The 12,866-nt window shown below is 72.9% G+C and carries 13 protein-coding genes; 8 read left to right on the plus strand and 5 right to left on the minus strand.

Annotated elements, in window-relative coordinates; genetic code table 11:
* Positions 1-5: 5 nt before the first annotated feature.
* Positions 6-1,466 carry a benzaldehyde dehydrogenase gene (locus tag OH804_RS07175; protein ID WP_406063695.1) on the minus strand — a complete coding sequence of 487 codons (1,461 nt, stop codon included), beginning with the start codon at positions 1,464-1,466 and terminating at the stop codon, positions 6-8.
* Positions 1,467-1,710: 244 nt separating this feature from the next.
* On the opposite strand from OH804_RS07175, the gene OH804_RS07180 reads away from it, so the two are divergent.
* From OH804_RS07180 to OH804_RS07215, 8 genes are read left to right on the plus strand one after another with little or no spacing between them, the layout of a single operon-like run.
* Positions 1,711-2,529 carry a CoA transferase subunit A gene (locus tag OH804_RS07180; RefSeq protein WP_406063697.1) on the plus strand — a complete coding sequence of 273 codons (819 nt, stop codon included), beginning with the start codon at positions 1,711-1,713 and terminating at the stop codon, positions 2,527-2,529.
* 26 nt (positions 2,530-2,555) lie between these two features.
* Positions 2,556-3,326 (plus strand): CoA-transferase, encoded by a 771-nt coding sequence (locus OH804_RS07185; RefSeq protein ID WP_196925020.1) that lies wholly within the window; start codon positions 2,556-2,558, stop codon positions 3,324-3,326.
* Positions 3,323-4,072, plus strand: coding sequence for a protocatechuate 3,4-dioxygenase subunit beta (pcaH, locus tag OH804_RS07190; RefSeq protein WP_406063699.1), 750 nt, complete (start codon positions 3,323-3,325; stop codon positions 4,070-4,072). Before OH804_RS07185 ends, pcaH begins: the two co-directional genes overlap by 4 nt.
* The gene (gene pcaG / locus OH804_RS07195) at positions 4,065-4,637 is read left to right on the plus strand and encodes a protocatechuate 3,4-dioxygenase subunit alpha (protein WP_406063701.1); all 573 of its coding nucleotides are present in this window, start codon (positions 4,065-4,067) and stop codon (positions 4,635-4,637) included. Before pcaH ends, pcaG begins: the two co-directional genes overlap by 8 nt.
* Positions 4,612-5,952, plus strand: coding sequence for a 3-carboxy-cis,cis-muconate cycloisomerase (gene pcaB / locus OH804_RS07200; protein ID WP_406063703.1), 1,341 nt, complete (start codon positions 4,612-4,614; stop codon positions 5,950-5,952). Before pcaG ends, pcaB begins: the two co-directional genes overlap by 26 nt.
* Positions 5,949-6,728 carry a 3-oxoadipate enol-lactonase gene (pcaD, locus tag OH804_RS07205; RefSeq protein WP_406063705.1) on the plus strand — a complete coding sequence of 260 codons (780 nt, stop codon included), beginning with the start codon at positions 5,949-5,951 and terminating at the stop codon, positions 6,726-6,728. The genes pcaB and pcaD overlap by 4 nt, the downstream gene beginning before the upstream one ends.
* A complete protein-coding gene (pcaC, locus tag OH804_RS07210) occupies positions 6,725-7,105 on the plus strand; it encodes a 4-carboxymuconolactone decarboxylase (protein ID WP_406063707.1) in 381 nt (126 codons plus the stop codon). Before pcaD ends, pcaC begins: the two co-directional genes overlap by 4 nt.
* A complete protein-coding gene (locus tag OH804_RS07215; protein ID WP_406063709.1) occupies positions 7,102-7,914 on the plus strand; it encodes an IclR family transcriptional regulator in 813 nt (270 codons plus the stop codon). Before pcaC ends, OH804_RS07215 begins: the two co-directional genes overlap by 4 nt.
* Position 7,915: 1 nt before the next feature.
* Here the strand turns inward: OH804_RS07215 and OH804_RS07220 are convergent, their stop codons facing one another.
* The 4 genes from OH804_RS07220 to OH804_RS07235 form a co-directional block, all read right to left on the minus strand.
* Positions 7,916-8,554 carry a DUF2306 domain-containing protein gene (locus tag OH804_RS07220; protein WP_406063711.1) on the minus strand — a complete coding sequence of 213 codons (639 nt, stop codon included), beginning with the start codon at positions 8,552-8,554 and terminating at the stop codon, positions 7,916-7,918.
* A 98-nt stretch (positions 8,555-8,652) separates the two neighbouring features.
* Positions 8,653-9,315, minus strand: a complete 663-nt coding sequence (locus OH804_RS07225; protein WP_196923860.1) for a response regulator transcription factor — start codon at positions 9,313-9,315, stop codon at positions 8,653-8,655.
* Complete coding sequence (locus OH804_RS07230) at positions 9,312-10,451, minus strand: sensor histidine kinase (RefSeq protein ID WP_406063714.1); 1,140 nt, start codon at positions 10,449-10,451, stop codon at positions 9,312-9,314. The genes OH804_RS07225 and OH804_RS07230 overlap by 4 nt, the downstream gene beginning before the upstream one ends.
* Positions 10,452-10,534: 83 nt before the next feature.
* A complete protein-coding gene (locus OH804_RS07235) occupies positions 10,535-12,820 on the minus strand; it encodes an ATP-binding protein (RefSeq protein ID WP_406063716.1) in 2,286 nt (761 codons plus the stop codon).
* Positions 12,821-12,866 lie beyond the last annotated feature (46 nt).

The following is a 12,866-nucleotide window of genomic DNA, read 5'->3' on the forward strand; positions in this document are numbered from 1 at the left end:
CGGTGTCAGAACGGGTACCGCGTGATGGCGCCCTGCACGGTGAGCCACTGGGTCTCGGTGAACGCCTCGACGTTCGCCGCGGGTCCGCCGAACCGGGAGCCGGTGCCGGACGCCCCCACCCCACCGAACGGCGCCACCGCCTCGTCACTCACCGTCTGATCGTTGATGTGCACGACCCCGCTGGGGATCCGGTCGGCCAGGGTCATCGCCCGCATCACGTCCCGGCTCAGGATGCCCAGCGACAGGCCGTACTCGGTCTGCCGGGCCAACTCCACGGCCTCGTCCTGGTCGGCGAAGGTGATCACCGGCGCGACCGGGCCGAAGACCTCCTGGGCGTACGCCGGGGTCGCGGGGGTGACGTCGGTGAGCACCGTGGGCCGGTAGAACAGCCCCTCGTACGTGCCACCGGCGGCCAGCCGGGCACCCGCGTCGACGCTCGCCGTGACCAGTGCATGGATCTTGTCGCGTTGGCGCTCGTCGATGATCGGCCCGAGTGCCACCTGCTCCTTCGCCGGGTCGCCGACCGGCAGGTGGTTCGCCTTCTCCGCCAGCCGCTCCACGTAGCGCTCGGACAGACTCTCGTGCACCAGGTGCCGGCCTGTGGTCATGCAGATCTGGCCCTGGTGCAGGAACGACCCCCAGGCGCCGGCGGAGACCGCGAGGTCCAGGTCGGCGTCGTCGAGCACGATCAGCGCCGAGTTGCCACCGAGTTCGAGGTGCGCACGTTTGAGGTGGCGTGCCGCCGCCTCGCCGACCTTGCGGCCGGCAGCGGTCGAGCCGGTGAAGCTGATCACCCGTACGTTCGGGTCGGCCACCAGCGCCTCCCCGACCTCGACCCCGCCGGGAAGGACGTGCAGCAAACCGTCGGGCAGGCCGGCCTCCTCGAAGACCCGAGCGATCGAGACACCACCGCAGACCGCCGTGCGCGGATCGGGCTTGAGCACCACGGCGTTGCCCAGCGCCAGGGCCGGGGCCACGGAACGGGTGGCCAGGATGAGCGGGAAGTTGAACGGCGCGATGACGCCGACGACGCCGACGGGCAACCGGCGAGCCAGGCTGAGCCGCGGTTGCGCGCTCGGGATGATCTCGCCGAGCGGGTGCGAGGCCAGCGCCGCCGCCTCGTAGCACTCCTGCGCCGCGGTGTCGGTCTCGACGCCGGCCTTGGGTGGGATGGACCCGGACTCCCGCACGATCCAGTCGCCGATCTCGGCGGCGTGCCGCTCGAACAGGTGCCCGGCCCGGCGTAGCACCGCCGCCCGCTCGGCGTAGCCGGTGCCGGCCCAGGCGCGCTGGGCGGCGGCGGCGCGGGCGCAGGCGCGCGTCACGTCCTCGGCGTTCGCCACGCCGACCTGGCCGATCTGCTCCCCGCTGGCGGGGGATCGCACCGGCGCCGTGCCGCCGGCGGGTTCCACCCAGCCGTTGCTGTGCAGCGTGCCCTGCCAGGTCGTGGCGTCCAGCAGTGTCATGGCGGTCCTCCTCGGAGGTGTTCGCTTACCGAACGGCTGTTCTCTCCATGAACGTTGGCACGTGGCTCGGCTCGCGTCAACGCATCGTCCGACGTGAGTACCAAACACTGTGGACGTGTCACGCGGGCCGGGCCAGCCTGTCGTTGACGGATGCCATCCTCCGTCGTACGTTCGATATGAGTACGGCAGTCCGCATAGCGAACGGCTGGCGGCAGCACGGTTTTCGCAGGAGGCGGGGAGGCCCATGGCGAAGCTCGTCTCGCTGGCCGACGGCGTGGCGCACCTGGTCCGCGACGGTGACGTGGTGGCCCTGGAAGGGTTCACGCACCTCATCCCGTTCGCCGCCGGTCACGAGATCATCCGCCAGGGACGGCAGGACCTGACCCTCGTGCGGATGACCCCCGACGTCATCTACGACCAGCTCATCGGCGCGGGTTGCGCCCGTCGCCTGGTCTTCTCCTGGGGCGGCAACCCGGGCGTCGGGTCGCTGCACCGCTTCCGGGACGCCGTGCAGCACGCCTGGCCGCGTCCGCTCGAGCTGGAGGAGCACAGTCACGCGGGCATGGCGAACCGGTACGTCGCCGGGGCGTCCGGGCTGCCGTTCGCCGTCCTGCGCGGCTACACCGGCACCGACCTGCCCGGGCACACGACGAACATCCGGCCCATCACCTGCCCCTTCACCGGCGAGACACTCACCGCCGTCCCCGCCCTGCGGCCCGACGTGACGGTGGTGCACGCCCAGCGCGCCGACCGCAACGGCAACGTGCAGATGTGGGGCATCACCGGGGTGCAGAAGGAGGCGGTGCTCGCCGCCCACCGGTCACTGGTCACCGTCGAGGAGATCGTGGACGAGTTGGAACCCGTACCCGGGCAGGTCGTCCTGCCCGGCTGGGCGGTCACCGCGGTAGCCGAGGTGCCCGGCGGCGCGCACCCCTCCTACGCCCACGGCTACTCGGTGCGCGACAACGACTTCTACCGGGACTGGGACGCCGTCAGCCGGCACCGCGACACCTTCCGCGCCTGGCTGGACGAGCACGTGCACAAGGCCGGGGCGGCGGCATGAGTCAGCGCGACGAGCGAGGGAACGCGATGGCGGACTGGACCGCCGACGAGATGATGACAGTCGCCGCCGCGCGGCAACTGCGCGACGACACCGCCTGCTTCGTGGGGATCGGGCTGCCCAGCACCGCGGCGAATCTCGCCCGGGCGACCCACGCCCCGAACCTGGTGCTCATCTACGAATCCGGGTGCCTCGGCGCGAAGCCCGACCGGCTTCCGCTCTCCATCGGCGACGGCGTCCTCGCCGACACGGCTGACGCGGTGGTGTCGGTGCCCGAGGTGTTCAACTACTGGCTCCAGCCGGGCCGGATCGACGTGGGCTTCCTCGGCGCCGCGCAGCTCGACCGCTACGGCAACATCAACACCACGGTCGTCGGTGGCGACTACGACGCCCCGACGGTTCGGCTGCCCGGCGCCGGTGGCGCCCCGGAGATCGCCGCCTCCTGCGGCGAGGTCGTGGTGATCGTCCGGCAGGACCTCCGGACGTTCACCGAACGGGTCGACTTCGTCACCTCGGTCGGGTACGGGACGGGCCCGGGCGACCGGGAGCGACTCGGCCTGCGGGGCGGAGGCCCCCGAGTGGTGATCACCGACCTCGGCGTCCTCGAACCCGACCCGGTCACCTGCGAACTCACGCTGACCCGCCTGCATCCCGGCGTGACGCGGGAGCAGGCGCGGGCGGCCACCGGCTGGGACCTCGCCGTCGCCGAAGGGCTGACCACGGGTGAGCCACCGACGGCACGGGAACTCGCGGTGCTGCGGGCGCTGGAGGCGACGAAGTCCGACAGGAGACGACAATGACCACTCAGGACACCCGGGCCAGCGGCGGCCTGGTGCTACCGCGGTACCGGCGCGACGACGTCGAGACCCACCCACCCCTGCTCAGCCCCGGCTACAAGTCGACAGTGGCGCGGGCGCCGAGACACCCACTGATCTACCTGCCGCAGCGGCTGACCGAGGTCACCGGGCCGTTGCTGGGGGAGGGGCGGCTCGGTGCGCTCGACCACGACCTGACCCGCCAGCACGACGGTGAGCCGCAGGGACAGCGGATCATCGTGCACGGGCGGGTCCGCGACGGTGACGGCCGACCGGTACCCCGGACCCTGGTCGAGATCTGGCAGGCAAACGCCGCTGGCCGGTACCGCGACGCACGCGACACCTGGCCCGCGCCGCTCGACCCCCACTTCGAAGGGGTGGGCCGGGCGCTCACCGACGACCAGGGGCGATACCGGTTCATCACCGTGCAGCCCGGCGCCTACCCCTGGCGTAACCACGACAACGCCTGGCGGCCGGCGCACATCCACTTCTCCCTCTTCGGCCGCGCGTTCACCCAGCGGCTGGTCACGCAGATGTACTTCCCGGGCGACCCGCTCTTCTTCCAAGACCCGATCTTCAACTCGGTCCGCGACCCGAAGGCCCGGGAACGGATGATCGCCCGCTACGACCACGCCACCACGGCACCGGAGTGGGCGTTGGCGTACGAGTTCGACATCGTGCTGCGCGGCCGGGAGAGCACCCCCTTCGAGGACGAGGACGACGATGAGTGAGCAGTTGGGCCTCATGCCCGCGCAGACCGTCGGGCCGTACCTGCACATCGGCCTGCGCTGGCCCGACGGCCCGTACGTCGTACCCGAGGGCACGCCGGGTGCGTTCTGGATCAGGGGTCGGATCGTCGACGGCACCGGGACGCCGGTGATCGACGCGATGGTGGAGAGCTGGCAGGCCGACCCGGACGGCCGGTTCGACCATCCGGACGACCCTCGGGGGGCCCGGCCGCCCAGGCTCGCGGGCTTTCGCGGATTCGGGCGGAGCGAGACCGACGGGCAGGGGTGGTACCGGCTGTTGACCGTCAAGCCGGGTTCGCTGCCCGAGCCGGACGGCGGCACCGAAGCCCCCCACCTGAGCCTGTCGGTCTTCGGGCGTGGGCTGCTGCACCGCCTCGTCACCCGGCTCTACTTCCCCGACGAGCCAGCGGCGAACGCCGCCGACCCCGTGCTGTGCAGCGTCGACGCGGACCGCCGTGGCACCCTGCTGGCGAGTCCCGCCTCGGACGGGTTCCGGTTCGACATCCAGTTGCAGGGAGACCATGAGACCGTCTTCTTCGCCGTCTGACGGCCTGCTCGGCGGCCTCTCCGGCGCCCCGGACGTCGACGCGGAACTCAGCGACCCGTCACTGCTCCAGGCGATGCTCGACGTGGAGGCCGCGCTCGCCCGGGCCGCGGCGGACGCCGGCATCCTGCCACCGCCGGCTGCCGAGGCGATCGTCGAGCAGTGCCGCGCCGAGCGGTACGACCCGCTGGCGCTCGGCCGGGCGGCCGACGCCACGGGTAGCCCGGTCGTCCCGCTGGTGGGTGAGCTGACCGCCGCCGTGCCCGAGGACGCCCGAGCCTGGGTGCATCTTGGGGCGACCAGCCAGGATGTCCTGGACACCGCGCTGGTCCTGGTGGCTGTGCGGGCGCTCGGGCCGCTGCTGGATCACCTCGACGCCGCCGTGGACGCCGCCGCCCAGCTGGCCGACGCCCACCGGGACACCGTGATGGTCGCCCGGACACTCGGGCAGCAGGCGGCACCCACCACGTTCGGGCTCAAGGCCGCCGGCTGGTTGACCGGTCTGGTCGAGGGCCGGGACCGGCTGCGTCGGGCTCGTGTCACACAGCCGGCGCAACTCGGGGGCGCGGTCGGCACCCTGGCCGCGTACGGCCCAGCCGGTGCCGAGGTCACCGAGCGCTTCGCGGCGCACCTGGGCCTCCCGCCGAGCCCGCTGCCCTGGCACACCCGCCGTCAGCCCTGGCTCGATCTGGCCACCGCCCTCGGTGGGCTGCTCGTGGCCGCCGGCAAGGTCGCGCTCGACGTCGGGCTGCTCGCCCAGAACGAGGTAGGCGAGGTCGCCGAGGGCGGCGCCGGACGCGGCGGATCCTCGGCCATGCCGCACAAGCGCAACCCGGTGGACTCGATCCTCGTCACCGCCGCGGCGCGACGGGGTCCGGGTCTCGTCGCCACCCTGTTCGCCGCCGCGGTGCAGGAGCACGAGCGGGCCGCCGGCGCCTGGCACGCCGAGTGGGAGCCCTTGCTCGATCTGCTGCACCTCGCCGGTGGCGCCGCCGCCCGGTGCGCCCGGATGTTGGCCGGGCTGCAGGTCCGTCCGGAGCGGATGCGGGAGAACCTCGACGCGACCGGCGGCCTGCTGCTCGCCGAGGCCGTCGCCGCGCGGCTGGCACCCGCTGTCGGTCGCGGCGTCGCACATGACCTGGTGACCCGCGCCGCCGCCGGACCCTCGTTCCGCGCCGCGCTGCTCGCCGACCCGGAGGTACGCGCCCACCTGTCCGACACGGAGATAGCCGAGGCGCTCGACCCGTACCGCTGGCTCGGCTCGGCCGGCCGGTTCGTCGACAGTGCTCTGGCCGCCGCTCGGGGCGTGGACGGATGACGTCCCGGTTGCACCTCACCGTCGACGGCCCGGCCGCCGCGCCGGTGCTGCTGCTCGGCAGCTCCCTCGGCACCGCCGCCGCGATGTGGGGACCCCAGGTCCCGGCGCTCGCTCAACGGTTCCGGGTCATTCGGTACGACCACCTGGGCCACGGCCGCTCGGCGGTGCCGCCCGGGCCGTACACGTTGGACCTGCTGGGCCGGGAGTTGCTGCGGACGCTGGACGACCTCGACGTGGCGTGGGTGCACTACGCGGGGCTGTCCCTCGGGGGCATGGCGGGCATGTGGCTCGCCACGCACGCGCCCGAGCGGGTGCGTCGGCTGGCGCTGCTCTGCACGTCGGCGTCGCTCGGCCCACCTGAGCAGTGGCGGGAACGAGCCGCGACGGTACGCGCGAACGGTCTACCGGCGATCGCCGACGCGGTGGTGGCTCGCTGGTTCACCCCGGCCTTCGCCGCGGCCCGGCCGGAGGTGGTCGCCGCGCACCGCGCCATGCTGACCGCGACGTCGTCGGCCGGATACGCCGCCTGCTGCGAGGCGATAGCCTCGATGGACCTCCGACCCGACCTCGACCGCGTCACCGCGCCGACGCTGGTCGTCGCCGGAGCGGACGACCCGGCAACCCCGGTGGTGCACGCCCGCGAGATCGTCGGGCGTATCCCACAGGCCCGGCTGGCCGTGCTCGACGCGGCGGCGCACCTGGCCAACGTCGAGCAACCCGAGCAGGTGTGCCGACTCCTGTTGGAACACTTCCACGAGGGACGTGGTGACGAATGAACGACCGCGAGCGGCACGAGGCGGGCATGACGGTACGTCGACAGGTGCTGGGTGACGCGCACGTGGACCACGCGGTCGCCAACACGGAGGAGTTCACCGCCGACTTCCAGGACTTCATCACCCGCTACGCCTGGGGGGAGGTGTGGAGCAGGCCGGGCCTCGACCGGCGTACCCGCAGTTGCATCACCCTCGCCGTGCTCGCCACCCTGCACCACGACGAGGAGCTGGCGATGCACGTCCGGGCCGCGCTGCGCAACGGGCTCAGCCCGGACGAGGTGGCGGAGGTCCTGCTCCAGGTCGGCGTCTACGCTGGCGTACCGGCGGCGAACCGGGCGTTCAAGGTGGCCCGGGAGACCCTGCGACAGGAGGCCGGGTGAGCGTGAGCGAGGAGGCGACGAGGTCGCCGGAGTTCGTCCAGTCGTTGGAGCGCGGCCTCGCGGTGATCCGGGCGTTCGACGGCGAACATCCGCAGCTCACGCTCAGTGACGTGGCAAGACGGACCGGACTGACCCGGGCCGCGGCGCGCCGGTTCCTGCTCACCCTGGTCGAGCTGGGCTACGTGCACACCGACGGCCGGCTCTTCTCGCTGCGGGCACGGATCCTCGAACTCGGCTACGCGTACCTGTCCAGCCTGAGCCTGCCCGAGGTCGCGCAGCGGCACATGGAGGCGCTCGTCGCGCGGGTGCACGAGTCCTGCTCGGTGTCGGTGCTCGACGGCGACGAGGTGGTCTACGTCGCGCGCGTGCCCACCAAGCGGATCATGACGGTGGGGATCAGCGTCGGCACCCGGTTCCCCGCGTACGCCACCTCCATGGGCCGGGTACTGCTCGCCGCGCAACCGGCGGACTGGCTGGACGACTACCTGGCCACGGCGCAGCTGCGACCGCTGACCCGGCGCACCGTCACCGACCCGGCCAAGCTGCGCGCCGTCCTGACGAAGATCGCCACCCAGGGGTACGCCATCGTGGACCAGGAGTTGGAGGAGGGGCTGCGCTCCGTGGCCGCGCCGATCCGCGGTGAGAACGGGTCGGTGATCGCGGCGGTGAACGTCTCCGCGCACGCCACCCGGGGGTCCTTCGAGATGATCCGTCGGGAGCTGCTCCCGCCGCTGCTGGCCGCCGCGAAGCGGATCGAGGAGGACATCCGGGGCGGCCTGACCCGGACGGCCGACGCCGATCCATCGTGATTCAGCGCAGGGCCGCCGCGGTGACGACCGGAGCCGGACGCCGCAGGTACCACTCGGCCACCGCAAGATTGATCAACCAGCCGGCGACCACCAGGCCGGCCCGGGCGTTGCCGTCGGGCTGCTCGCCGGTCGCGATGAGGTACGGCGCGTGGGTGAACGCCTGGGTACCGGCTCCGAGCCCGATCGCGTAGCCGCGCACCATCCACCTGCGGTGCTGGGCGATGTCCCGGCGGAGCACGGCGGCGAGGCCGAGCAGGATCGAGCCGGCCATGGCCGAGCCGAAGACGAGTCGCATGCCGGCGAGCACGTCGTTGTCATGGGCCGGCAGGTCGTACGCGACGGCCATCCGCAGGCCGGTGAACGCGACAGTCAGCCCACAGGGGACGAGCAGCCGGCCGGCCCTGCGGTGCCAGGAGTGCCGGCGCAGACGGGGCACGAACTGGAACGCGCCGAGGATCGTGTAGACCACGGCGCCGACGATGTGCAACACCACAGGCAGCGGATCGGCGACGAAGCGCGCGTTCGCCGGGGTGACCTCCGGTCCGGCGCCCAACTCGGTGAGACGTCCCGCGCCGGCGAGTATCGGTATCAGTCCCAGCAGGATCAACGCGGCGGGTAGCCGCCACTCGCGCATCGTCATGCCACCGATGGTGGACGCCGCACCCGTCCCCGCTCATCGGCACATGGGCCGCGATCGGGTCGGCCCATGGTCGCACCCCGTCGTCGTACTTCCGGCGGTCACCAGTGCCGTCGGCGGCGGTTGGTCTCGTACGCCCACATCGCCACCTCGACCCGGTTACGCACCCCCAGCTTCATCATCAGGCTGGTGACGTGCGACTTGACAGTGCTCAACGTGATGTACAGCTCGTCGGCGATCTCCTGGTTGGTGCGTCCCCGCGCGACGGCGACCAGGACCTGCTCCTCCCGGTCGGTGAGCGCCTCGACGGGCTGCGCGCGCGGCGCGGCCGGGTCCGCGTCGGCGAACGCCTTCAGCAGCCGCGTGGTGACGCTCGGCGCGATCAGCGCGTCCCCGTTGGCGGCCGCGTGCACCGCCTGGCTGAGCAGGTCGGGGCCGGCCTCCTTGAGCAGGAAACCGCGGGCGCCGGCCCGCAGCGCCGCGTACACGTACTCGTCGAGGTCGAAGGTCGTGATGACGACCACCGCGAGCGGCTCCGGGACGGTTGGCCCAGCGAGCGCCCGGGTGGCCTCGATGCCGTCCATGCCCGGCATCCGAATGTCGAACAGACACACGTCGGGGCGGAGCCGCCGGGCGAGCTCGACCGCCTCGCGGCCGTCGCCGGCCCCACCGACGACCTCGATGCCGGGCTGAGTGTTCAGGATGATGGTGAGGCCGGTACGGACGATCTCCTGGTCGTCAGCCACGAGCACGCGAACCGTCACGCGCCGACCCCCTCGCGGGGGAGCACGGCCGTGACCGTCCACCCACGGTCCGGGTTGGGGCCGGCCTCGCAGGTGCCGCCGAGCAGGTCGGCGCGCTCCATCATGCCCACCAGCCCGAAACCGGACGAACCGGTCGGACGGGCGCCGCCGGCCTCACCGTCGTCGCTGACCCGAAGGCACACCGACGTGTCGTCGGCCGCGACGCTGACCTCGATGCGGGTGGCGTGGCGCGCGTGCCGACGGGCATTGGTGACCGACTCCTGAGCCAGGCGGTAGAGCGCGGAGCCGACAGTGGGCGGAAGGCCGCCGAGGTCGCCGCGCAGATCCACGTCGACGGTCGGCCCGGTGCGGAACTGGCCGGCGAGCCGCCCGATGTCGGCGATCTGCGGGTTGGGACCCAGGTCGGCGGGCTCGTTGCGGCGCAGGACGCGGACCATCGCGCGCATCTCGGCAAGCGCACGGGACGCCTCGGCCTCGATGGTGTGCAGCGCCTCGACGGCGGCATCCGGCTGACTCGCCGACGCGGCGATGCCGGCCTGGGCGCGGATCGCCATCGCCGACACGTGGTGGGCCACCGTGTCGTGCAGGTCGCGGGCGAGCCGTTCCCGCTCCAACAGCTTCACCTGATCGAGCTCGCGCAGTCGGGCGGCGGCGCGGAAACGGATCGCGACACCCAGCGTGGCGGCGGCGAACATCACCGCGAAACCGGCGACCAGCTCACCGCCGTCGATCGAGCCGACCAGGCCGGCGGTGGTCACCTTGGCCACCACGAAGAACGAACCGAGCACCGCATCCCGGCCGGAGCCCCAACGGAACAGCGCGTAGACCAGGAGGACCAGGAAGCTCGCCGTGAACAGCTGGCAGGGATCGCCGGGCAGCACGAACGGGGCGACCGTCGTGCAGCCGAAAGCGATCACCACCATCGCCAGCGGTGCGGTACGCCGCCACAGGAGCGTGGGCAGCAGCGCGAGCGCGACGACGACGCAGCCCACCCGCCACGGCAGATCGGGTCGGAAGACCCCTTCCACCAGGATCGCCGGCGCGAGGGCGGCGATCACCGCCCAGTCGCGCCACGTCCGCGACGGGGCGGGTGAGACACGCGGCTCGGCCAACACCACGTGCAGGCGAGGGTGCATGGGACCCATCGTACGAACGGTGGTGCGACTCCAGATCGTCCCAAAGTACGACCCGGGTGGCCGGTTACTGGCGATGGTCTCGATCAGGGGAGCTGGAGTTTCGCGCGGACGGCGGTGGCGTCCGGGTGGTTGAGAGCCGTGAAGATGTCCAGTGCCCGCTGCCAGTCGGCCCGACCGGAGGTGGGGTCGCCGAGGGCGTGGCGGGTGTCACCGAGCCGGCTGAGGGTGTCCGCCTCACCCCAGAGGTCGCCGAGGTCGCGGGTCAGCTCAAGCGTGCGCTGGTAGAGCTCCACGGCCCGGCCGTACTGGCCGAGGTGGTGGTGCGCGAAGCCGAGGCTGTCCCAGGTGGCGGGCTCGCCGGCGCGGTCGTCGAGCTGTTGGAGGAGTGCGAGGGCCTGCTCGCAGTACGCCAACGCGGCGAGGTGCTCGCCGAGCTGGGCATGGCACCAGCCGACCGCGTTGAGCGCGTCGGCCTGGGCCCGGCGATGGCCGGCGGCCTCGGCCAGCGCGAGGGTCCGCTTCGAGTGCTCAAGGGCCTTCCGTGGCTCGCCCTGCCGGTCCCACAACGAGGCGAGGTTCTGGTGCGTACGCGCCTCGCCCTCGGCGTCACCAGCGCGGACGTACAGGTCGAGGGCCCGTTCGAGGTGGCCCAGCGCGTCGGCGTACCGGTTGACCACGGTGTGGGCGCCGGCGAGGAATCGGTGCGCGACCGCCTGTGCGACCGGGTCGCCGAGACGCTCGGCGGCGAGCAGGGCCGAGCGGCAGGTCTCGACGCGGTCCTGCCAGTGCCCCTGCCGGTCCAGGAACGTGTCGAGGGCCCGACCCAACCGCCAGGTGTGCGCGTCGAATCCCGCACCGGCGGCCTGGCGGAGCGCGGCGAGCAGGACCGGATGCTCGGCGGTCAACCAGGCCATCGCCTCCGCGTGGGTGGTGGGCCGCTCAGGACGCACACCGGCTGCGGGCGGGGTGATGAGGTGGTCGACCGGGTCGCTGTGCGGGCGCAGCAGGGCGTCGGCGGCGTGGGTGGTGTGGGTGTAGTGGTCGAGAAGCCTTGTCGTGGCGGCCCTGCGGTCCGGCTCGGGATCGGTGCTGTCGCTGAGTTCGGCGGCGTACGCCCGCAACAGGTCGTGCGCCGTGAACCGGCCGGGCCGGTACTCGGCGAGCAGGTTCGCACGGGTCAGCTCGGTCAGTGACCGGCGGGTGCCGTCCGCCGGAAGACCGGCCAGGCTCGCCGCCGCGGCCACCGTGATGTCCGGGCCGGGGTGCAGGCCCAGCAGCCGGAACAGGCCGGCCGCCGGCGGGGTGAGGGCGGTGTACGACCAGGAGAACACCGCCCGTACCTCGCCGACCGCGTCACCCGCGTCCAGGACGCCGAACCGCCGACCGGCCGTCCCCAGCTCGGTCGCGAGGGTGGCCAGCGGGAAGCCGGACTGCTGGACCCTGGCGGCGGCGATGCTCAACGCCAGCGGTAGCCGGGCGCAGGCGGCGATGATCGCCTCGGCGGCCTCCGGCTCGGCGGCCACCCGTTCGGCGCCGAGCCGACCGGTGAGCAGACGACCGGCCGCGTCGCGGCTGAGCAGGCCGAGCGGGATCGGGTGCGCGCTGTCGAGGCTGACCAGAGAGGTGAGCTGGTTGCGGCTCGTCACCAGCACCACGGTGGTGGGTGTGCCGGGCAGCAGCGGACGGACCTGTTCGGCGTCGCGGGCGTTGTCCAGCACGATGAGGACCCGTTTGCGGGCCAGCGCGCTGCGGTACAGCGCGGCCTGGGCGTCGAGGTCGGCGGGCACCCGGGCGGCCGGCACCCCGAGCGCGTCCAGGAAGCCGTGGAGCGCCTTCGTCGCAGTCAGCGCCTGCCCGCGCGGGTCGAAGCCGCGCAGGTTCACGTAGAGCTGACCGTCGTCGAACTGGTCCGCGACGCGGTGCGCCCGGTGCACGGCCAGGGAGGTCTTGCCCACCCCGGCGGTGCCCGAGATGGCGGCGACCACGACGGCGGTGGGCGCGGCGACGAGCTTGTCGAGAAGGGCCAACTCGTCGTCGCGGCCGGCGAGGCTGGCCACGTCGGCGGGCAACTGCCGGGGCACCAGCCGGTCGGTTGGGCGCGGCGTGCGACGGCGGCTCTCCTCGATCCGGTCCCGGGCGGTGGCCAGCGCGCCCTGCTCGGCCGGCGTGGCACCGAGGAGCCGGACCAGAGCGTCGAGCCGGTCGGTGGGCGGCAGCGTCTTCCCGGTGAGGTATTCCGCGATCGCGGTGTGCGACCAGCCGGTGCGGGCGGCCAACTCGCGATAGGTCAGCTCACCGTCACCCTGTTGGCGTGCGTGCCTGCGTCGCAACGCCCGCAACAACCCGGCAAGGTCGTCGGACGTTCGCACCCCCGCAGCGTCCAGTGTCCCGCCCCCCGTTGGCAATCGACGTCCG

It is taken from the genome of Micromonospora sp. NBC_00860 (genome assembly GCF_045207375.1).
Lineage (GTDB): Bacteria > Actinomycetota > Actinomycetes > Mycobacteriales > Micromonosporaceae > Micromonospora > Micromonospora vinacea.

Bases quoted from the DNA above. Each gene is read 5' to 3' on its own strand.
- OH804_RS07175 (WP_406063695.1), bottom strand. From the start codon at position 1,466: ATGACACTGCTGGACGCCACGACCTGGCAGGGCACGCTGCACAGCAAC.
- OH804_RS07180 (WP_406063697.1), top strand. From the start codon at position 1,711: ATGGCGAAGCTCGTCTCGCTGGCCGACGGCGTGGCGCACCTGGTCCGC.
- OH804_RS07185 (WP_196925020.1), top strand. From the start codon at position 2,556: ATGGCGGACTGGACCGCCGACGAGATGATGACAGTCGCCGCCGCGCGG.
- pcaH (WP_406063699.1), top strand. From the start codon at position 3,323: ATGACCACTCAGGACACCCGGGCCAGCGGCGGCCTGGTGCTACCGCGG.
- pcaG (WP_406063701.1), top strand. From the start codon at position 4,065: ATGAGTGAGCAGTTGGGCCTCATGCCCGCGCAGACCGTCGGGCCGTAC.
- pcaB (WP_406063703.1), top strand. From the start codon at position 4,612: ATGAGACCGTCTTCTTCGCCGTCTGACGGCCTGCTCGGCGGCCTCTCC.
- pcaD (WP_406063705.1), top strand. From the start codon at position 5,949: ATGACGTCCCGGTTGCACCTCACCGTCGACGGCCCGGCCGCCGCGCCG.
- pcaC (WP_406063707.1), top strand. From the start codon at position 6,725: ATGAACGACCGCGAGCGGCACGAGGCGGGCATGACGGTACGTCGACAG.
- OH804_RS07220 (WP_406063711.1), bottom strand. From the start codon at position 8,554: ATGACGATGCGCGAGTGGCGGCTACCCGCCGCGTTGATCCTGCTGGGA.
- OH804_RS07230 (WP_406063714.1), bottom strand. From the start codon at position 10,451: ATGCACCCTCGCCTGCACGTGGTGTTGGCCGAGCCGCGTGTCTCACCC.